Raw genomic sequence first — 20,238 nt, 5'->3', positions numbered from 1 at the left:
AAGGTTGGCGCGGCGTTCCCGGCCGCTTAGTGTTTCACCCTGGAAATGGAAGTCACCGCCAGCAAATGGCGCAGGCGGCGCATAACGCGAGCCAGATGGATACGACCCTGAACTTTGATGATCAGGCTCACCACACTGAGACGGGCGTTCTGCTCTTCCACATTGATTTTCTCGATATTGCCGTCGGCCATCGTGACCGCACTGGCGATTTCGGCGATGACGCCCCGCTGACGCTCCACTTCGACTCGCAAAGCCACAGAGAACTCATCAGTGATGTTCTTGGCCCAGGTCAAATGAATACAGTGCTCGGGGTCGTGAAGGAATTTCTTGATCTTGTCGCAGGTTTCGGAGTGAATCATCAACCCTGCGCCGCGATTGATGACGCCGACGATAGGATCGCCGGGAATTGGCTTACAGCAGTGCGCCAGGTTCAACACCTGACCATCAGCGCCCTCCACCATCAAGGACGGCTTGTTGTCGTCCTCGCGGTATTCCATGTCATGGCTTTCCGTGGGCTCGCCATCAGACACCAGTTGACGGGCCACAATATACGCCATGCGACTGCCCAGCCCGATTTCTTCAAGCAACCGGTCGAAACTGCTGGCCTGATTGTGCTTGAGCACTTTCTCTTTATGCTGGTCGCTGATATCGTCGAGCCGTTTGCCGAACGCCTGCAGGTTTTTCTTCAGCAGGCGACGTCCCAATTCACGAGACTCACTCTGACGCTGCTGCTTCAGATAGTGGCGTATGTTGCTCTTGGCCTTGCCGGTGACGACAAAGTTGAGCCACGCCGGATTCGGCTTGGCGCCGGGCGCGGTAATGATTTCCACGGTTTGCCCGCTCTTCAGCGGCATGCTGAGAGAGGCCAGATGCTTGTTGATGCGACAAGCTACCGTGGAGTTGCCGATATCCGTGTGAATCGCATAGGCGAAATCCACCGGGGTCGCCCCGCCTGGCAGCTCCATGATGCGGCCTTTCGGAGTAAAGATGTAAATTTCGTCCGGGAACAAGTCGATTTTGACGTGCTCGATAAACTCCAGCGAGTCGTCCGCCCGCTCGCGCAGCTCCATCAAATCCTTCACCCACTTCTGCGCCCGCATCTGCTGGTTATCCGCCAGGTCGGAGGTAGCGCTCTTGTAAACCCAATGCGCCGCGATGCCGCTGTTGGCGACTTTGTCCATTTCTTCGGTGCGGATCTGGATTTCGATATTGACGTGGGAGCCGAACAGAGTGGTGTGAATGGATTGATAACCGTTGGCCTTGGGCAAGGCGATGTAGTCTTTGAAGCGGCCCGGCACCGGTTTGTACATGCCGTGGACCACCCCGAGAGTTCGGTAACAGCTGTCCACGGAGTCGGTGATGATGCGGAAGGCGTATACGTCCATGATGTCATGGAATGAGCGTCGTTTGGCCTTCATCTTCTGGTAAATGCTGTGCAGGTGCTTCTCCCTGCCCTGAATGCGCACGGACAGACCGCGCTCCTTCAGTTTGCCTTCCAGCTTGTGTTTGATCTCTTCGATGATCTCGTAATGAGTGCCGCGCAGTTTGCGCACCGCTTCCTGGATATACTTGGCGCGCATCGGGAACATGGCCTGAAACCCAAGGTCTTCAAGCTCCACGCACATGGTGTGGATACCCAGTCGATTGGCGATCGGCGCGTAAATATCCAGCGTCTCCGTCGCGATACGACGACGTTTCTCCGGTTTCAGCGGTCCCAGCGTGCGCATGTTATGCAGACGGTCCGCCAGTTTCACCAGGATAACGCGAATGTCCTTGGCCATGGCCAAAGTCATCTTTTGAAAGTTTTCCGCCTGGGCTTCCGCTTTGGATTTGAACTCAATCTGAGTCAGTTTGCTGACGCCGTCCACCAATTCGGCGATGCTCTCTCCGAACTGGCTGCTGAGCGCGTCTTTGGGAATACCGGTGTCTTCAATCACGTCGTGCAGCATGGCCGCCGCCAGACACTGATGATCCAATTGCAGATCCGCGAGGAGATTGGCCACCGCCAGCGGGTGGGTAATGTAAGGCTCGCCGCTTTGCCGGTATTGCCCTTCATGCGCCTGCTCGGCGTAGTAAAACGCTCGCCGCACCACATTGATATGGTGGTTATCCAGATAGGTTTTCAAACGTTCAGCAAGCGCATCAATCGTCGGCACAAGGGACCTTCACAACATAAGCGGTACACAAAATAAAAAGGGCGGAGATGAAAAAAACCGGGCAGTCGGCCCAGATTTTTTTACAGCTGTATAAATCAATATAAAGATAAAGAGGGGAATTTCAAGAGAGGGCGAAGTCAGGCCCCTTTGCGGGGCCCCACAGACATTAGTCTTCGTCTTGCTCAAGCATCGCAGATGTAACCAGGCCCGCGGCGATTTCACGCAGTGCGACGACAGTGGGTTTATCATTTTCCCACTCGACTTTAGGGTCTTTGCCCTGCTGGCTGATCTGACGAGCGCGCTTCGAAGCCAGCATGACCAGCTCAAAACGGTTATCTACATGATCCAGACAATCTTCAACGGTTACTCGCGCCATAACACACCCTTTATCAGTGCCAGTTCAGAAAATGACCGCGTAGTTTAGGCTAACTCGACTGGGATGACAACATTCCGCATAGCTCAGCTTCGAAGCGCACTTGCTGGACGGACAAACGCAAACGCTCAGCCCGGAAAACGGACTTCAAGTCCTCCAGCGCGCGATCGAAGTCATCGTTGAATACAAGATAGTCGTACTCCGGATAATGGGAAATTTCATTCGCCGCTTCCTGTAGGCGACGCTGAATCACTTCGGCGCTATCCTGGCCGCGAGATTCCAGACGCTGTTGCAAGGCTTCCAGAGATGGGGGCAGGATGAATATGGATTTGGCTTCTGGACGCAATTTGCGCACCTGTTGCGCACCCTGCCAGTCAATTTCCAGGATAACGTCAACGCCTTTCGCCAGGGTCGACTCCACCCAGGCCTGGGACGTGCCGTAGAAATTGCCGAACACTTCCGCGTGCTCCAGGAAATCTCCCGCCTGCGCCTGCGCCAGAAACTCTTCGCGGGAGATGAAAAAGTAATTCACCCCATCCTGTTCGCCTGGACGCACCTGACGGGTCGTGTGGGAAATGGAGACTTGCGCCAGTTTATCTTCTTTGAGTAAAGCCGACACCAAACTGGTCTTACCCGCCCCGGAGGGCGCTGAAATAATATATAACTGACCTCTAGCCATGAGATATCCTTCGTTATTCTGGGTACTGGCGAAAAATAAATAAGTAACCCGATCAGTTAACATATCAAGTTAACCAACGCGTTCCAGTTAACCAACAATAGTACCAGAGTTGTGATGGGTTGTAGCGGACCTTTGCATTCAGAGGTCGCTCCGTGCAATCCTGCAACAGGCGATAAACGCCCATGCATACAACCGTGATTCGTAGAAGTTATGGCAACACGTTTCGGTTTCGATCTCCGCGCTCTGAGTATTTTCGCCCATGTCGCCAAGACCGGGAATATGAGCCACTCCGCTGAACAGTTGGGAATGACGCAAAGCTCTATCTCTCAGGCCTTGTCCAAGCTGGAGGAGTCGCTGCAGACCCGTTTATTCGATCGCACGGTCCGCCCCATGGAGCTGACCAGCGCCGGGCGCTTCCTGTATGACCGCAGCACGTCGCTATTGCAGGAGGCGGAGCAGACCAGTCAGGCCATCCTGCAATCGGATTTCGCGCAATTGCGCCTCATAAAGATCGCGTTAACCGACTCCATCGTCACCTCGGTGGGACGATCGCTGCTGGATGCGGTGAAAAAACGCGCCCATGACTGGTCGATCAGCACGGGGTTGTCACACCTGCACGGGCACTCCCTGCTATCGCGCAACACAGACATTATTATCTCCGACGACGCGTTGGAGGATTATGCCGACCTGTCCCGTTACCGCATCCTGCGGGAGCCGTTCATTCTGGCTCTTCCCAATGATTACAACGGCCCCGCTGACGACCTCAACAAACTGGCGATGGAGTTGGACTTTGTCCGTTACGGCGCTCACTCCCTCATCGCCCGGGGCATCGAGCGGCATTTACGCGCAGTGCGGGTGGAGGCACCAGACCGGTTGCAGTTGGATAATTCTTACGCCATTGTCTCCGCCGTGTCAGCGGGCATGGGCTGGACGATCACCACTCCTCTGTGTTTATTCCAAAGCGGCATCAAGCAACATCATGTGCAAATCCGACGCTTGCCCGGCGAACAGCTGTTCCGCTCGATTACTCTGACTGCCCGCAAGGGAGAACTGGGGGACTTGCCCAGGGAAATCGCCCAGGACTGTATCGCAATTCTGAGACAGGATTTTCTATCGTTGATGGCGACGGAGCACCCCTGGATGATGGAGTTTCTGACTTTAGGGGATTAAACCCAGGTAAAAAAACGGCCGCGTCTGGCGTCGCCACAAGGGACGCTAGCGCAGCCAAAGAGGGTTGAGGGGGAACGACGCAGAGCCTGACTCTGCGTGTGTCCGATACAATATGCCCGATACAGTGCGCCCGATATAAACAGTGCGCCCGATATAAAAAGCAGCGAGGGCTTAACGGGTCAGCCGTCCTCCTGCGAAAAAGTTGATGATCCACTGCATCATCAAACGGTCATCCACCGGCGCTGATAAAGACGTTTTGCCTTCTCGAATGCGTGGCGCAGGAATACGATCCGTGCGTTTGTCCATCAAGGCGCTGGAGTACGCCTTGCTGAATTCAGGATGCCCCTGCACCGTCATCAGATCAGCGCCGTACTGCAACAGGTAAAAGGGGCAGAAGTTGCTGCTCGCCAACACTTCCGCGCCTTCCGGTAACTGCGTAATCTGGTCTTGATGGCTTACGACCAGGTCCAGAGAGGGCTGATAAGGCTCCATCCAGTTTTTACGCACGCCAATCTGATTGAAGGACATGCCTACGCCCCAGCCGCGATTGGACTTCTCCACCCGGCCTCCCAGCGCTTTGGCCAATAATTGATGACCGAAGCAGATGCCCACAAATTTTTTCCCCGCCGTAGCGACCGCCAGCACAAAACTCTCCAGCTTTTCGATCCACTGCGCGCCGTCATTCACGCCATGGCGACTGCCGGTGGTAATGTAGCCGTCGCAGGCGTCGACGGATTCCGGCAGTTCGCCGTCCATCGCCCGATAGGTGACGAAGGTCCACTCTGGAGCCAGTTCTCCCAGCGCCGCTTCAAACATCGCCGGATAGTTCCCGAATTCCGGCTGTAATTCCTCCATAACGTCGTCACACTGCAAAATGCCGATTCTCATCCGCCTCTCCCTGTCTTCAAAGACGTCCATGTACAGCATTTCTGAAGATATCGGCATACTGGCCTGCGTCGAACGTAACCGGATTGCCGCCGGAAGAAGGGTCTTCCACCGCCATGGCGCCGACACGTTCGGCGTCACTGTCGTCAATGCCGATCGCAGACAATGCATGCGGAATGCCGAGGCTTTCACGCAGCGCCAGCACCCAGCTCAGGAAGCCGTCGAATCCCGGCTCTGACAAATCCAGGTAACGCACCAGACGGGCGATGCGCTCTTCAATTGCGTCGCGGTTCGCCTTCAGCACATAAGGCATGAGAATGGCGTTGAGCAGGCCATGATGCGCGTTGTACAAGGCGCCCAGCGGATGCGCCAAGGCGTGCATGCCGCCAAGACCTTTCTGGAACGCCGTAGCGCCCATGCTGGAGGCGACCAGCATCTGCGTGCGCGCCTCGATATCACCGCCGTCCGCGACAGCGCGGGGCAAATAATCTTTCACCAGACGGATGCCTTCCACCGCAATGCCTTCCGCCAAGGGGTGATAAAAAGGCGAACACAAGGCTTCCAGATTATGGGAAAGCGCGTCCATTCCTGTCGCAGCGGTGATGGGCGGCGGCAGGCCAACGGTTAGCTCCGGATCCAGAATCACCAGCGCCGGTAACATACGCGGATGGAAGATGATCTTTTTGACATGCTTGGCGGCGTCAGTGATCACCGAGGCCCGCCCTACTTCCGAGCCAGTGCCCGCAGTAGTGGGCACCGCGACCACCGGCGCCATGCCGGCTTCATTGACTCGCGTCCAGTTGTCGCCGACATCTTCAAAATCCCATAACGGGCGATCCTGGCCAACCATCAACGCCACCGCCTTGGCGGCGTCCAGCGCAGAACCGCCGCCGAAGGCGATGACCCCGTCATGACCGCCAGCGTGATAGGCGACGACGCCCGCTTCCACGTTTTCTCCCGTGGGATTGCCTTGGATGTCCGCGAACAGCCCGCATTGCAGCCCGGCGTCGCGACACAGGGCGACAGTGTTCTGCACCATCGGCAAGGATTTCAAACCCGGGTCGGTTATCAGCAGAGGCGACCGCATGCCGAGATGACGACAGAGTTCCGGCAGTTCCCGGATACGTCCGGCGCCGGTGCGGATGGCGGTCGGATAATTCCAATTGGCTTGTAGTGCGCTCATGTACAGTCTCTTTAATACGCTCGTTAAAGTTCTTGTTACGCCATATTCGATGTCTGGCGTTACAGCATCTTGATATGGAAAGACTTGGGCCGGGTCAGAGATTCATAGCCCAGCTTGGACAAGGTGCAGCCGCGCCCGGAGTTTTTCACGCCGGTCCAGGCCAACGCCGGGTCCAGATAATCGCAACGGTTGATAAAGAAAGTGCCGGTATCGACCTGTTCGCCCAGCGCCACACCCACGTCCAGATCCCGCGTAAAAATAGACGCGGTAAGGCCGAATTCGCTGTCGTTCATTAGCGCCACGGCTTCCTCATCGGACGCCACTTTCTGGATGCCGACAACCGGACCGAAAGACTCTTCGGTCATCACCCGCATGCTATGGTCAACATGGGTCAGCACCTGTGGCGCCAGATAAGGCGATCCTTCTTTATCCATTTCAAAGTCCGCGGGATTGATATGGGCGACCGCGCCCTGCTCCACGGCTTCACGTACTTGTCCCCGAACGAATTCCGCCGCGGAAGCGCGCACCAACGGCCCCAAGGTAGTGTTGGGATCATCCGGGCGTCCCAGCCGGTAGCTTCTGACCAATGCCACGGCTTTCTCCACAAAGGCGTCGTATACGGATTCATGGACATAGACGCGTTCGATGCCGCAGCAGGACTGCCCCGAGTTAAAGAAAGCGCCATCAATAGTGGTTTCCACAGCGTGGTCAATATCCGCGTCCGCGCGAACATAGGCGGGGTCTTTACCGCCCAGCTCCAGCCCTACGCCGATAAAACGACCTGCGGCCGCGCGCTCCACCATGGCGCCGCCAGGCACAGAACCGGTAAACGCGACATAGTGGATGTCCGGCGAGCCGATCAGCGCTTCCGTATCCGCATGGGTCAAATGCAGGTATTGGAATACGCCCTCGGGCAGGCCTGCCTCGCGGAAGGCTTCATAGATCCGTTCCGCGCACAAAGGCGTCTGCGCAGAATGCTTAAGCAGCACAGCATTACCAGCCATGATCGCCGGCACAATGGCGTTAACCGCCGTCAAATAAGGGTAGTTCCAGGGCGCAATGACAAAGGCCACGCCCACAGGTTCACGTTTGATATAGCGGCGAAAGCCCGGCTTCTCATCCAACTCTATCGGCGCCAGCGCTTCTTCCGCGACATCGATCATAAAGCGGGCGCGCTCTTCAAAACCGCCCACTTCTCCCGCCGCGTAGCGAATTGGCCGTCCCATTTGCCAACACAACTCTGTCGCAATCTCGTCGCGCTTGGCGACAAAGGCGTCCACCATTTTGCGACAGATCTCCCGCCGCTGCGCCAACGGGATGCGCTTCCACTCGCGCTGGGCCTGCGCCGTCCTGGTCGTGGCGGCGGCGATGGCCGCTTGATCAGCGTAGGGACGCTCAACGTAGAGAGATCCGTCCACAGGGGACCAAGTTTTCTGCATAGTGCTCATCTTCGATTCTCTTACCTTTACTTAAAGGATAGTCATGGGACTGAAGGTCATTCTGATCGTCACGCTAGATAATCTCGAAATAACGCTCCAGCTCCCAATCCGTAATATGGCGACGGAATTCGCGGCCTTCCCAGTCACGGGTGGCGGCATAATGTTCAACAAACTCATTCCCGAATAACTCACGCGCCGCTTCCGAGCGACGCAGCGCAGCGGCGGCGTCCACCAACGTGGACGGCAACGCCAGTTGCGTTGGATGCTCCTGATCGTAGGCGTTACCGGATACCATCTCTTCCGGCTCCAGTTCGTGTTCAATTCCGTAAAGACCCGAGCCGAGAGACGCCGCCAGGGCGATATAGGGATTGGCGTCGGCGGAGCCCAGTCGGTATTCGACCCGTTGCGACTTGTCTGATCCGGGGATGACTCGCAGCGCAGTAGTGCGGTTTTCGCAGCCCCAAGTCGCATCGGTCGGCGCCCAAAACCCCGGTACCAGGCGAGAATATGCGTTCACGGTTTGCGCCATCATCGCCAGCATTTCCGGCATCAGCTTCTGCTGGCCGGCGATAAAATGACGCTGCATCTTACTCATGTTCATGGGCTGACCGGCTTCGTAGAAGGCCGACTTGCCGTTTTCTTTATGGCGCAACGACATATGGATGTGCCCGGATTGGCCGGGATAGTCGTTGGACCACTTGGCCATGAACGTGGCCATCATGTTCTTACGCTGCGCCCACACCTTGGTGAAGGTCTTGAACAGAGCCGCCTTGTCCGCCGCTGCGCAGGCCGAGTCCACTGTCAATGCCGCCTCCAGCACGCCGGGTCCGGTTTCGGTGTGCAATCCCTCCAAAGGGAAGTCCATTTTCTCGCACAGATCCAACAACTCGTGATAAAGCTCCGCGTGCACAGAGTTACGCAGCATGGAATAGCCAAAGAAGCCCGGCGTGATCGGCTCCAGGTTGCGATATCCCTTGGCGCGGGCGGAATGCGGCGTTTCATTGAACATGAAAAATTCATATTCAAAGGCCGCATAGGCGTCCAGTCCCATGTCTTCCGCACGACGCAGTACCCGCGACAACACATTACGCGGGCAGATACGCGCGGCGGGCCCATCAAAATCACATAAAAACAACAACATGCCAGGCTCAAAGGGGATGTCGCGGCAGCTCTCCGGCAGAATTTTCACTGAAGCGTCCGGGTAGCCCGTATGCCAGCCGGTGTATTTGACGCCGACGTTTTCATAAAGCTGGTCTTGTGAATCCCAGCCCAGCACCACGTCACAAAAGGCGAAGCCGTTTTCCAGAGAGGAAAAGAACTTCTCCTTACTCATATACTTGCCGCGCATGACGCCGTCGTTATCAAACAACCCGACCTTCACATGGGTCAGATTGCGCTCTTCCACAATGCGTTTGGCGTCGGCGATAGTCTTTACGTCTCTTGTCTTTATCATTTCTAATCCGCCTTATTGTGATTCTTGTTCAGTCCTGTTGCAGATAATGATCCTGGAGCCGGCGCGCCGGCCCCGCAATCCCTTTCAGCCAATTAACTCAATTCAGCCTCGGCCTTGGCGATGGCTTCAAACTCTTCCTCAGGGGCCTTCGCCACCAAGTGATGTCGACTATAAAAGGCGAAATACGCCACCATCACCGCATAGAACACGGCCGACCACATCGCCGCCTCTCGGCTGACCAAGAAAGTGCTGATGAACGCGGCGATAGATAAAACCAAAGCGATCCCGGTCGTCAGTATGCCGCCTGGTGTGCGGTAAGGCCGATGCATATTGGGTTCTTTCACTCGCAGAATAATGTGCGACAGCATCATCATGGCGTAGGAGATCGTGGCGCCGAACACCGCCATAGTGATCATCAAATCCCCTTCTCCGGTCAGTGACAGCAAAAATCCAATCACGCCCGGCACGACCAACGCCATCGTCGGCACTTTGCGGCTGCCGGTTAAGGACAGCCAGCGTGGCAGGTAACCTGCGCGGGACAAGGCGAACACCTGACGGGAATAAGCGAAGATAATGGAGAAAAAGCTGGCGATCAGCCCCGCCAGGCCAACCAGGTTTACAAAGGTGGCCATCGCTGAGCTTTCGCCATATGCATGTTGCAGAGCGCCTACTAGCGGCGCGCTATGATCTTTCATCAAGTCCGCGCTGGAGCCGCCGGGGGCCAGAAACAGCACCAATCCGCCAAATATCAGCAGAATCACCATCGCGGAGATAATTCCCTTCGGCATATCCCGAGCTGGGTTCTTGGTCTCTTCAGCCGCCAGGGGCACGCCTTCCACCGCCAGGAACAGCCACATGGCGAAGGGAATCGCCGCCCATATTCCAAAGTAGCCCTGCGGCAGGAAGGCGCTGGCGCCTGCGGCGGACTCGTTGACAGCGATATCCGTCAGGTTGGCGAGTTCAAACTCAGGCAACATCCCCAGGATAAACACCAGCAAGGCCGCCGCCGCAATGGCGGTGATGACCAACATGATCTTCAACGCTTCGCCGGCGCCCCATAAATGAATACCCACAAAAATGATATAGAACGCGGCATACACCAACGGGCCGTTCAGGCCAAACAGTTCCCCCACATAACCGCCGATAAAAATGGCGATTGCCGCGGGCGCAATGGCGTATTCGAGAAGAATGGCGGTGCCGGTGAGAAAGCCCCCTAGCGGGCCCATGGCGCGACGGGCGAAGCCGTAGCCGCCGCCGGCGGTAGGAATAGCGGAGGAGAGTTCCGCCAGGCCGAACACCATGAAGGTGTACATCGCGGCCATCAGAATCGTGGCGATAAACATGCCGCCGAAACCGCCCTGCTCCAGGCCAAAGTTCCAGCCGGCGAAATCACCGGAAATCACATAAGAGACGCCAAGACTGGCCAGCAGAATCCATCCCGCCGCTCCCTTTTTTAATTGGCGTTTTTCCAGATAATCATTGGATACATTCTCATAGTCCACCGTTCCGACATGTGTAGTTGAAGACGCAATACTATTGTCGGACGCTGTGGCAGCGGTCGTTTCGGCCATGGGTTGATCCCCCTGTTTATTGTTGTTTACTAGGGCGACGCCTTATTCTTCGCGAAGATAGGCGCGCAGGCTTCAAACACCAACCGATTCTAGGAGGCCCCAAAAAACCCAGCAAATACAATCACTTTCGCCGAAAAGCTAGTATTAGGGAAACTTATAGTGCGCTGAAATGACGCGCCGGGCGCGTTATCCGCATGCCCTGAAAGGGGAATTGAAATAAACTGCCGGGAGAAGATTTACAGCAAAACAGGGCCAAAAGGAGGCATTGTGCTGGAAAAGATAAACGCTTGGATCGACGACACCAACCGTAAGAACTACGATCGCCGCCGCGCCTGTACGGAGTTCGCCCAGGCGTTCGCCGGCTTTTACTCGCCAGCGTTCCTGGCCAGCGCTTATTTCGTGGTGACTGACGATATTCCCAGACCTGACTTCCCAGAGCTGCGACAAATGGGATTCGGCGACTTTATAGATATGCCCGTCAACGGAACGACCTATAAAGATACTTACTATATAAGAAGCTCAGCGGCCTCCGCGTTGCGAGTGCACTTTCATGAGTTGGTGCATGTAGTGCAGTGGCGTGAGCTGGGCGCTTTGAACTTCATCCAGCGTTACATGAAAGAAATTCTGACCTGCGGTTATGCAAACGCCCCTTTGGAGATCATGGCCTATGATCTGGATAAGCGTTACGATGCGAAAGTCGACGCCTTTGATATACCGGCGTATGTCGCCCACAATCTGTAGCCGGCGGCAAATCAGGCCGGTTCCAACGGCTCGCGCAGACACTGATATTCCCGCGACGCCATTTCTATCAATCGGCTGCGCGCACGCTCAAATTCGAAGGTCAGCGCACCACGAGTATAGAGTTCCCCCAGAGGCGCGAAGGCGGTCATGTAAAGTCGCACTTTGCGCTCGTACAACTCGTCCACCAGCGCAATAAATCGACGCGCCGCATCATCACTACGCGACAGCACCACGGCCCTTTCCCCGGTTACGCCAGAACCAACGCTGCCGTCTTCCGTTCCCCGCGCCTTGATCCTTTCAAACGCCTCGCCGCTTAACGGCGGTATGTTGAGCAGAATAATCAGATCGAAGCGTTCAGCGATATCAATGTAATCCAGATGGCTGCGCGGTCCTTCGCAAAGGGCTGCAAAATCGAAAGCGATCCTCCGTCCGGCGCGGGCCACATAAGCGATATCGCGGGACAGCACCTTCAACCTACGCGGTTTGTCTCCCTCCGCCACTAACTCAAAACGCTGCAGCAAGTCACCCTCGACACAGGACAACTCCGACCGGTCATGTTTGACAAAATATATAGCTTCCGGCTGCAATGCGCGCTCACGATGGTCCAGTCCGCCATCCATATGCAAGGTCTGCGTGTGCGCCTGAATCGCAGCGATAGCAGGCAGAAAGCGAGAACGCTGCAAACCCTCCCAATACAGCCTTTCCGGCGGCGTATTGCTCGTCGCCACCAGCGTCACATTGAACTCAAACAGCGACTGCAACAGCCCGCCAAGCAGCATGGCGTCGCCAATATCCGAGACAAAGAACTCATCGAAGCACAGCACAGAGTAGCGGCGACTGAAGTCTCTGGCGATGCGTCGCAAAGGCTCAGGGGTTCCGCTCAAAGCCTGCAACTGCCGATGCACTGACGCCATAAAATGGTGAAAATGCTGACGCAAAACCTGTTCTGGGTTGAGGCTGGCGACGAATAAATCCATCAAAAACGTCTTACCCCGCCCTACTTTGCCCCACAGATACAACCCCGACACATACTCCGACCGCCCCATCAACCACTTGGGACGACCGTCAACGCCAGCCAACCGCTCGTACAAATCCTGCAACGCATTCAAAGCCGTCACCTGTGACGGATCAGCCTGAATCTCACCCGCGTTGAGCAAAGATTCGTAGCGTTGTTTGGGGCTTATGGGAGTTGTGTACATCTCAACGTAGTAGTGAATTCTAAAATTAAAGGGTCATCGAAGATGATCTATGCAATCGCAATGCTCGGGACTATCTCGCCTTTTCCGCCCTGGATATTTCTTGCTCTTCCGCCGACTTCAGGTCCTTACCTGTCGCATCCTTCCACTCGATAAGTCCATTCGCGCTTCTCCCCATAATGACGGCAGCCGCCGCAGAAGGACTACTAAAGAGATAGTCTGCGTTGAAAAGTAACTTTTCGCCCGACATGCCGAGTACTCCAGCTTCCATAAGCTCTTCCCTAAGAGCGTTGAAGCCTTTAGAAAAGGACGGCACAGTACTTGTAGCCGCTTCAGAGCCGGCGAACACAACAAATCCATCACTCGTACGCCGCCCCCGACCACTAGCCCCTCTGGCGCCTTTCACATAAAAAACATCAGGTGAATGCGCCGATGCGTCATCAACTTTCACTAAAGGCTCAAACACCCTAAACCCCATCGTGTTGACAAGGATTTTTATATACTCAATAAACTCTTCCATCTCCGCTTGGTCAGGCTCTGAAATGGCGCTGCGGGTAGGCGTATTGCCATTTTGAATATCAAATCGGCCAGCCGTTTTGGCAATATCGCAAAGCCTGGATTCAAGGTACTTGATATGCGCCTTATTTAAGTTCTCATCTTTGCTGGTGAAGACTACCGACTCATTCCAGAATTCTTTGTCTGACACATGCTTTACGAGACGCTCATAGGCATTTTCAGTTTCTCCCACATAGGCTTTGGGTTTAGCAGCGGAAGAGTCTGCGCGACCGAAAAGTATATACACAGCGGTTCCTTTCAGGTCGCTGCGGTCAGCACAATCTTTTACTTTTGCCCTCGGGATACGATAGGCCTTTCCCGTCCAGTTGGATATTTCACACACCATCCTGCCTTCTGGATCAGCGTCCATCAAAAACAGCTTTATCGTCTTTCCATACTTCTTCGCGTACATGGCTTTCCTTAATCCAGAGCCTCTGCAATCTGCAGAAAAACAGCAATCCTAACTGAAAGGCGGCTTTTAGCCATATGATTTTTTTGCTCTATTCGGGCAATAAAAAACCCTGTATTCACAGGGTTTTCTGGCATTAGTCCTGTCCGACGACGCTTACTCGACGTTCTGCACCTGCTCCCGCATCTGCTCGATCAGCACCTTCAGCTCTACCGCGAACTGGGTGGTTTCGGTGACCAGGGATTTTGAGGACAGAGTATTGGCTTCGCGGTTGAGTTCCTGCATCAGGAAATCCAGGCGACGGCCCATCGGTTCTTTTTTGCCCAGGACTTCACGCACTTCATGGACGTGGGCGTCAAGACGATCAAGTTCTTCCGCTACATCCGCTTTCTGGGAAACGATGACCAGCTCCTGCTCCAGACGAGCGCTGTCCACCGCCAGCTCCAGCTCTTCGAAGCGGGACTTCAAGGCTTCGTTTTGGCGCTCCAGGATGATAGGCATTTTCTGACGCACGCGGCCGACAATATCCGTGATTGCGGTTAAACGGTCCTCCAGCATAGGACGAATGCGATCGCCTTCTCTTTCACGGGTCTTCACCAGACTTTCCAAAGTCTGTTCGAACAGGCTCACGGCTTCTTCTTTCACCGGATCCAGATCCGTTTCCTCAGATACTAAGACGCCAGGCCAGTTGAGGAAGTCAAAAGCGTTGATATGCGCCGGATTATCCAGAATGCGATTGATCTGATTAACAGCTTGATTCAGCTCATTGGCGAGTCCAAGGTTCACCTGATAGGAAGGGGTGGCCTGAGATTCCTGCTGGAATTTGAGCTGGCATTCCAGTTTGCCCCTCTGCACATATTGGCGCATAGCCTCCCGCAGAGCTGGCTCAATTTCCCGTAAGACTTCAGGGATTCGAAACATGGGCTCCAGATAGCGGTGGTTCACTGAGCGCACCTCCCAAGTGAGCACACCCCAAACTCCTCTGGATTCCTGCCGTGCGTAAGCAGTCATACTACGAATCATAAAGTCTCCAATCGCGATTCCTGAATGTTGAAAAAGACGGCGCGCCGGCTTTCCGTGATGAGCAATACAGCCGGCGGCAAGTATATTATTTTCGGCGGTTCAGGTTGCTGCAGCTATAGGTGAACGGCATGACGCCTTGCGCCGTCGCGGAGCCTGAGCCGGCCTCATTGAATAATAGTCGTTTAAATTAGATGCAGATAGTCAGAGATGGCGATCCTGCCGGACCGCAAGAATATGCGGCGTTTTAGCGCAAACCAGATTACCAGTTATCTACCTGCCCCCTGTCGAATACCTTACCGCTAGCTACCGACGAATGCCAAATAAATATATTTTCCCGATAAACGTGGGTTCGCTTGCTGATCGCTTCCGCCAGCGCTTCGAACATTTGGTGAACTTTACTTGTATCGGTCATATCCGCCGTCAGCAGCTGAACCTGAACTGGATGGCTGTGGGTTTCCTGTAATCCGGCTACCCTGCCTTGGTGAGCGTAGTGCCCTGGCGAAAGGTATTCCCAGGTGATATACACGTTATCGACGTTGATCTTTACGCTTTCCGCAAACTCCTTACTAATTCCCTCCAGCACCCTCGGCAAATCAGTGTCATGAGCTAACGGTAGCGACTTAATTTTAACTACCGGCATATAACCTCCTGAAAGGTTAACTCAATGAATCTTTCGGAATGGATAATCGCCACGGAATAGATGAAAAACTCGGCGCCTCCCCAATCACAATAGCACAAGATCAGGCGCCCATTCATGCGCTTATTGACTCTGGCGCAACTATTTTTTTAACGCGTCTCATGGCCTTATTCCCGCCCCAAAACAGGTGCTGTTTTGTAGCTTGCCAACCATGTCATTCACTTATTCAGATAGGCCTATCGTGCTACAATCCGCCCCCACATGAATCAAAGAGAGCCAATGCATTATGAGACCCAGCGGAAGACAGCCCGACCAGACTCGCGACATCAAGATCACCAAGAACTACACGAAACATGCGGAAGGCTCCGTACTAATCGAGTTTGGCGACACCAAAGTCATCTGCACCGCCACGGTAGAAAACGGCGTTCCCCGTTTCCTGCGCGGTGAAGACCAAGGCTGGGTGACCGCAGAATACGGCATGCTGCCCCGCGCCACTGGCACCCGTAACCAACGTGAAGCAGCCAGAGGCAAACAGGGCGGTCGCACCCTGGAAATCCAACGCCTGATCGGTCGCTCCCTGCGTGCAGCGGTAGACCTGAAGAAAATGCCGGATATTTCCATCACTATCGACTGCGACGTCATACAAGCTGATGGCGGCACCCGCACTGCTTCCATTACTGGCGGATTCGTCGCGATGGCGGACGCCATCAACAGCCTGATCGCCAAAGGCCAGCTGAAAAACAACCCGATTCTGCACAAAGTCGCCGCTATTTCCGTAGGCGTTTACGAAGGCGTCCCCGTAGTGGATCTTGATTACGATGAAGACTCCAAGGCGGAAACGGACATGAACGTCGTCATGACGGATCAGGATGGGTTTATTGAAGTGCAGGGAACTGCGGAAGCTGCGCCATTCTCAAGCGCAGAGCTGACGGCAATGCTGGATCTGGCCGGCAAGGGCATTCGCCAGTTGTTTGTGGCTCAGGAAGAAGTGCTACAAAGCTAGAAATAGAAATAGAAATAGGCGGACGGCGCCTCAGCGCCGACTGCTTGACCGCGTCCCGCCGGATAGGCGGGCGGGGTTCCGACAAAGCCCGCCCTAGAAGTCTACATCGTAATCGACGATTAATGGCGCGTGGTCGGAGAACCGGGTTTCGGTATCGATCCAAGCGCGTTTGATAGAACTGCGCAACCCTTGCGTGGCGATCTGATAATCCACCCGCCAGCCCGAGTGCTTACGCCAGCCTTCCGCTGATTCCGGCCACCACGTGTATTGATTCTTTTCCCGGTTGATCTTACGAAATGCGTCTACATACTGCATTTCATCGAACACCTGATCAAACCAGGCCCGTTCCTGCGGCAGAAAGCCGGACACTTCCAAGCGGTGATAGCGGGGATTGGCGTCCGTCACCAGGTGAGCGGTTTGGAAATTACCACAGAAAATAAACTGCCGACGCTTGCGCAACGTTTTCTGGAGATGATTGCCGAAAGCTTCCAGATACTCTTCTTTGGCCTGTTGTTTTTCGTCATCCATTAATGCGCAGGGAACCATCAAAGAAGCAATGCTGACAGCATCAAAGTCGGCCTGAATAAAAGCGCCGTTCATATCCGCCGGAGCATAGGAAAAGCCCATCATGATGGCTTTGGGAATCTGTCGGGTATAAATGCCGACCCCGCCGTCCTCCAGCTTTTCCGCATCCAGAAAATAGGGCTCATAGCCTTCGGGACGATATTTGTCTTCGTCCAACTCATAAACCCGCATCCTGTGGTCCTGCACGCAAACGACGTCAGCGTCCTGGCGCGCCATCCACTCGAAGAATCCCTCTCCGACTGCGCGCTTCAGTCCGTTTACGCTGATTGTTACTACCCTCATAGATGTTACCTATAAAAATTTGCGTGTATGATACCTAATTCATATTTACTGCAAAAGAATCCAAGGGCTAAAGAAACTCTTATGCACGACTATCAAAAAGCGTTTATTGAGTTCGCCATTCAGCGCGAAGTGCTGAAGTTCGGCCAATTTACACTTAAATCCGGCCGCAGCAGCCCGTACTTTTTTAACGCCGGATTATTCAACACATCCACAACGTTAGCGCAAATCGGGCACTTTTATGCGGCGGCCCTGACTTCCAGCCCGCTGCAATACGACATGCTGTTCGGGCCGGCTTACAAGGGCATCCCCCTGGTTTCCGCTCTCGCCGTTACGCTGGCCAACGAAAAAAGCATGGACGTTCCCTACGCCTTTAACCGCAAAGAAGCCAAAGCCCATGGCGAAGGCGGCGTCATCGTTGGCGCTCCGCTGAAAGGCAAGGTGCTTATCGTGGACGATGTAATTACTGCAGGCACAGCCATTCGTGAAGTCATCTCGATCATCAAGGCGAATGGCGCGGAACCCGCTGGCGTGCTCATCGCTCTTGACAGGCAAGAGCGCGGACAGCATCAGTTGTCGGCGATTCAAGAGATAGAGCAAAACTACCAGATTCCCGTCACAGCTATTATCCAGCTAGATCAAATTCTTGAGTTTCTTAAGTCTGACCCACACTTTTCCGACAACTATAAGCAGGTTGCCGAGTATCGTGCCGTTTACGGCGTGCAAAGTTAATTCGTAACTTCCACTAAACGTAAATCAGGCAGCCACCCGGCTGCCTTGAACATCAGACTGAACCCGACCAGTATCGTCAGCACTTCAAAAGCGCGCTTCACCATCGCGCTGCCTTTGGCGATAGACCAGTGCGCGCCAAGATATCCTCCTGCCAGTGCGCCCAATATCAATGGGGCAAGCCAGTCCCAGCGCACTTCAGCCTGCAGCGCCAGAGAAAGAGCGCCTGCTCCATTCCAGAAAACGCCAACCAAAACCAATGTATACGCCACCGCCCCTTGATAGCTTAGCCCGAACCACACAATCAGCCACAATGTGACGAACAAACCCGTCCCGGACGTTATAGAACCATTCAGCGCGCCAATCCCGAACAGCCCTATCGAGCCTATCGCATATCCCAATGTAGAGCGGTGCTTGCTGTTTTCCTGCATGCCCAACTGCGGCGAACGCATTGAATAAACGCCCAGCCCTGTTGTCAAAATTCCCAACGCCATTTGCGCCGCATTATCATCAACCCCCAGAATAACCTGAGCGCCCAATAAAACACCTGGGAGGCCTGCAGCCAAAATGAATAACGCAAAACGCCAATCCAGCCCTTTCTCCCGCAGATGGCGGAATGAGGCGCCCACTCCCAAAGCGACGCTTGCTACTTTATGAGTAGCTAAAGCCACAGAGAAACTCAAGCCCAAAAATAACAATGCAGGGAGCTGCAGCAAACCAGAGCCGCCACCAGCCAAAGCGGATAGTCCGTTGGCAATTAATGAAATTATGAATAACATTATAAAAGTCATGCTAATTCCGATATGACCTTTAAACCCACTAATCAGGGGTTACCCAAGCGAAGTAACCATAATATAACTACATGATGCCATTAAAAAAAATCAGGGGAGTAAAGATTGCCGCAGGCGTGCTGCTCTGCTTGATGTCGCTAACATTCGTACAGGCCGAAACCCTATTCTATCGATACAAGGACCAAAACGGCACATTAGTGTTAGGGAACTCCGTACCACCGGAGGCGGCAAAAAAGGGTTACCAGATTGTTGATGCATTCGGTCGCGTGATTAAGGACATCCCCGCCGCATTAACCCCAGAGCAAATTATCGAGCGCGACCGCAAACTAGCGGAAAAAGCGCAAAAGGAAGAGGAAGCCCGCAAACAACGCGAAGCTGATGCACTCCTCCTGCGGCTTTTCAGCCACCCGGATGACGCCGCCCGCGCCCGTGATCGCAAACTGCAAGAGCTGGACGGATTGATCAGTCTCAAGCGCAATAATATTGAGGTGCTGGAAAAGAAGGTCGCAGCCCAAGAATCTCGGGCAGCTGACGCGGAAAGAGCAGGACGCACAGTGCCACAGGATTTATTGGATGAAATTCAGCGAGACACTAGCCAAGTACAACGGCTGCAAAGTGAAATCGCCGCTCATGAAAAGGATCGTCAAGAAACAACCGCTGATTACGCTCAGAAAATTGAGCGCCTGAAATTCCTGCTTGAGAAAATAAACAACTGATCCGCTTTTCCGCATCACCTAACCAAAAGAGCGCCAGTCGGCGCCCTTTTGCCAAGAGTGCGTTCTCTTAGGCTGCAGCTTCTTCCTCAGTGGTCTTAGAGGCCGGCTTTTCTGCAGTTTTTGTCGTTTTCTTAGCCGTGGCTTTGGATTTATTGGCCTCGTCGTCGCTGTCTTTTTCTGCGCCTTCGATCTTGGCCACCATGTCCGCAGCGAAGTCGTTTACACGCTTATTCCAGGCGCGGAACGAAGAGTAAACGTTATCCAGCAATTGATCATGCATTTCACGCACAGACTTAACGGACAAATTCTTAGCTTCCTGCTCTATTTTCTCCGCGTATTCGAAAGGTTTCGCAGCAAGAGTGCGATGCTGCTCTTCTACTGTTTTGATTCCTTTTTCTACAGCGTCCTGAATTTGCTCCTGATATGACTTGAGCTTGCCCATCTTTGGTCTCCTACCGGTTTACTTTGAGATAAGGAACCCAGTTCCTTGCCTTGATTGCGCCCTCAAGATACGTGCAAAAATTAGAATAATCATACTAATCCAGGCCCCTGACACAGGGGCTGAAGGGCAATTTGATCTACCTCAGAAAAACTTGGAAAAAATCCATTTACACTAGGGTTTGTCGCCGTTTCAGCACGGACGCGGTCCCGTTAGCTATACTTTT

General features: G+C 54.2%; 20 protein-coding genes. 5 read left to right on the top strand and 15 right to left on the bottom strand.

Annotated features, from left to right (window positions below):
• Positions 1–26 precede the first annotated feature (26 nt).
• The 3 genes from O5O45_RS28705 to gmk form a co-directional block, all read right to left on the bottom strand.
• On the bottom strand, positions 27–2,156 hold the full coding sequence (locus O5O45_RS28705; protein ID WP_305902718.1) for a RelA/SpoT family protein: 2,130 nt from the start codon (positions 2,154–2,156) through the stop codon (positions 27–29).
• Positions 2,157–2,322: 166 nt separating this feature from the next.
• The gene (gene rpoZ, locus O5O45_RS28700) at positions 2,323–2,532 is read right to left on the bottom strand and encodes a DNA-directed RNA polymerase subunit omega (protein ID WP_305902717.1); all 210 of its coding nucleotides are present in this window, start codon (positions 2,530–2,532) and stop codon (positions 2,323–2,325) included.
• A gap of 49 nt (positions 2,533–2,581) precedes the next feature.
• Positions 2,582–3,208, bottom strand: a complete 627-nt coding sequence (gmk, locus tag O5O45_RS28695) for a guanylate kinase (protein ID WP_305902716.1) — start codon at positions 3,206–3,208, stop codon at positions 2,582–2,584.
• Between the two features lie 210 nt (positions 3,209–3,418).
• Between gmk and O5O45_RS28690 the strand changes: the two genes are divergently transcribed.
• The gene (locus O5O45_RS28690) at positions 3,419–4,378 is read left to right on the top strand and encodes a LysR family transcriptional regulator (RefSeq protein WP_305902715.1); all 960 of its coding nucleotides are present in this window, start codon (positions 3,419–3,421) and stop codon (positions 4,376–4,378) included.
• Between the two features lie 171 nt (positions 4,379–4,549).
• Here the strand turns inward: O5O45_RS28690 and O5O45_RS28685 are convergent, their stop codons facing one another.
• The 5 genes from O5O45_RS28685 to eat all read right to left on the bottom strand — a co-directional run bounded on the left by O5O45_RS28685 (position 4,550) and on the right by eat (position 10,909).
• On the bottom strand, positions 4,550–5,266 hold the full coding sequence (locus tag O5O45_RS28685; protein ID WP_305902714.1) for a glutamine amidotransferase-related protein: 717 nt from the start codon (positions 5,264–5,266) through the stop codon (positions 4,550–4,552).
• Positions 5,267–5,282: 16 nt separating this feature from the next.
• The gene (locus tag O5O45_RS28680) at positions 5,283–6,446 is read right to left on the bottom strand and encodes an iron-containing alcohol dehydrogenase (RefSeq protein ID WP_305902713.1); all 1,164 of its coding nucleotides are present in this window, start codon (positions 6,444–6,446) and stop codon (positions 5,283–5,285) included.
• A gap of 59 nt (positions 6,447–6,505) precedes the next feature.
• The gene (locus O5O45_RS28675) at positions 6,506–7,894 is read right to left on the bottom strand and encodes an aldehyde dehydrogenase family protein (RefSeq protein ID WP_305902712.1); all 1,389 of its coding nucleotides are present in this window, start codon (positions 7,892–7,894) and stop codon (positions 6,506–6,508) included.
• Positions 7,895–7,958: 64 nt separating this feature from the next.
• The gene (locus O5O45_RS28670; protein WP_305902711.1) at positions 7,959–9,338 is read right to left on the bottom strand and encodes a glutamine synthetase family protein; all 1,380 of its coding nucleotides are present in this window, start codon (positions 9,336–9,338) and stop codon (positions 7,959–7,961) included.
• A 92-nt stretch (positions 9,339–9,430) separates the two neighbouring features.
• On the bottom strand, positions 9,431–10,909 hold the full coding sequence (gene eat / locus O5O45_RS28665; RefSeq protein ID WP_305902710.1) for an ethanolamine permease: 1,479 nt from the start codon (positions 10,907–10,909) through the stop codon (positions 9,431–9,433).
• A 267-nt stretch (positions 10,910–11,176) separates the two neighbouring features.
• Between eat and O5O45_RS28660 the strand changes: the two genes are divergently transcribed.
• The gene (locus O5O45_RS28660; RefSeq protein WP_305902709.1) at positions 11,177–11,650 is read left to right on the top strand and encodes a hypothetical protein; all 474 of its coding nucleotides are present in this window, start codon (positions 11,177–11,179) and stop codon (positions 11,648–11,650) included.
• An 11-nt stretch (positions 11,651–11,661) separates the two neighbouring features.
• Here O5O45_RS28660 and zapE read toward each other — a convergent pair whose 3' ends face one another.
• From zapE to O5O45_RS28640, 4 genes are all read right to left on the bottom strand, one after another.
• The gene (gene zapE / locus O5O45_RS28655) at positions 11,662–12,849 is read right to left on the bottom strand and encodes a cell division protein ZapE (protein ID WP_305902708.1); all 1,188 of its coding nucleotides are present in this window, start codon (positions 12,847–12,849) and stop codon (positions 11,662–11,664) included.
• A gap of 70 nt (positions 12,850–12,919) precedes the next feature.
• The gene (locus O5O45_RS28650) at positions 12,920–13,813 is read right to left on the bottom strand and encodes a GIY-YIG nuclease family protein (protein WP_305902707.1); all 894 of its coding nucleotides are present in this window, start codon (positions 13,811–13,813) and stop codon (positions 12,920–12,922) included.
• Between the two features lie 153 nt (positions 13,814–13,966).
• The gene (locus O5O45_RS28645) at positions 13,967–14,833 is read right to left on the bottom strand and encodes a YicC/YloC family endoribonuclease (RefSeq protein ID WP_305902706.1); all 867 of its coding nucleotides are present in this window, start codon (positions 14,831–14,833) and stop codon (positions 13,967–13,969) included.
• A 259-nt stretch (positions 14,834–15,092) separates the two neighbouring features.
• Complete coding sequence (locus tag O5O45_RS28640) at positions 15,093–15,473, bottom strand: hypothetical protein (protein WP_305902705.1); 381 nt, start codon at positions 15,471–15,473, stop codon at positions 15,093–15,095.
• Positions 15,474–15,756: 283 nt separating this feature from the next.
• On the opposite strand from O5O45_RS28640, the gene rph reads away from it, so the two are divergent.
• The gene (rph, locus tag O5O45_RS28635; RefSeq protein ID WP_305902704.1) at positions 15,757–16,473 is read left to right on the top strand and encodes a ribonuclease PH; all 717 of its coding nucleotides are present in this window, start codon (positions 15,757–15,759) and stop codon (positions 16,471–16,473) included.
• A 93-nt stretch (positions 16,474–16,566) separates the two neighbouring features.
• On the opposite strand, the gene O5O45_RS28630 is transcribed toward rph, so the two are convergent.
• Entirely contained in the window at positions 16,567–17,340 is a 774-nt protein-coding gene (locus tag O5O45_RS28630; RefSeq protein ID WP_127973818.1) for an exodeoxyribonuclease III, read from the bottom strand.
• Between the two features lie 81 nt (positions 17,341–17,421).
• On the opposite strand from O5O45_RS28630, the gene pyrE reads away from it, so the two are divergent.
• Positions 17,422–18,069 carry an orotate phosphoribosyltransferase gene (pyrE, locus tag O5O45_RS28625; RefSeq protein WP_011400040.1) on the top strand — a complete coding sequence of 216 codons (648 nt, stop codon included), beginning with the start codon at positions 17,422–17,424 and terminating at the stop codon, positions 18,067–18,069.
• Here pyrE and O5O45_RS28620 read toward each other — a convergent pair.
• A complete protein-coding gene (locus tag O5O45_RS28620) occupies positions 18,066–18,845 on the bottom strand; it encodes a sulfite exporter TauE/SafE family protein (RefSeq protein WP_305902703.1) in 780 nt (259 codons plus the stop codon). The two genes, pyrE and O5O45_RS28620, sit on opposite strands and share 4 nt — an antisense overlap.
• 83 nt (positions 18,846–18,928) lie before the next feature.
• On the opposite strand from O5O45_RS28620, the gene O5O45_RS28615 reads away from it, so the two are divergent.
• Positions 18,929–19,573, top strand: a complete 645-nt coding sequence (locus O5O45_RS28615; RefSeq protein ID WP_305902702.1) for an ABC transporter ATPase — start codon at positions 18,929–18,931, stop codon at positions 19,571–19,573.
• A 67-nt stretch (positions 19,574–19,640) separates the two neighbouring features.
• On the opposite strand, the gene O5O45_RS28610 is transcribed toward O5O45_RS28615, so the two are convergent.
• Positions 19,641–20,015, bottom strand: coding sequence for a hypothetical protein (locus O5O45_RS28610; protein ID WP_305902701.1), 375 nt, complete (start codon positions 20,013–20,015; stop codon positions 19,641–19,643).
• Positions 20,016–20,238: the final 223 nt, after the last annotated feature.

Source organism: Hahella sp. HNIBRBA332 (assembly GCF_030719035.1).
Taxonomy (GTDB): domain Bacteria; phylum Pseudomonadota; class Gammaproteobacteria; order Pseudomonadales; family Oleiphilaceae; genus Hahella.
Note: the sequence above shows the minus strand (reverse complement) of the source record. Positions and strands in the feature narration are given on the sequence as shown.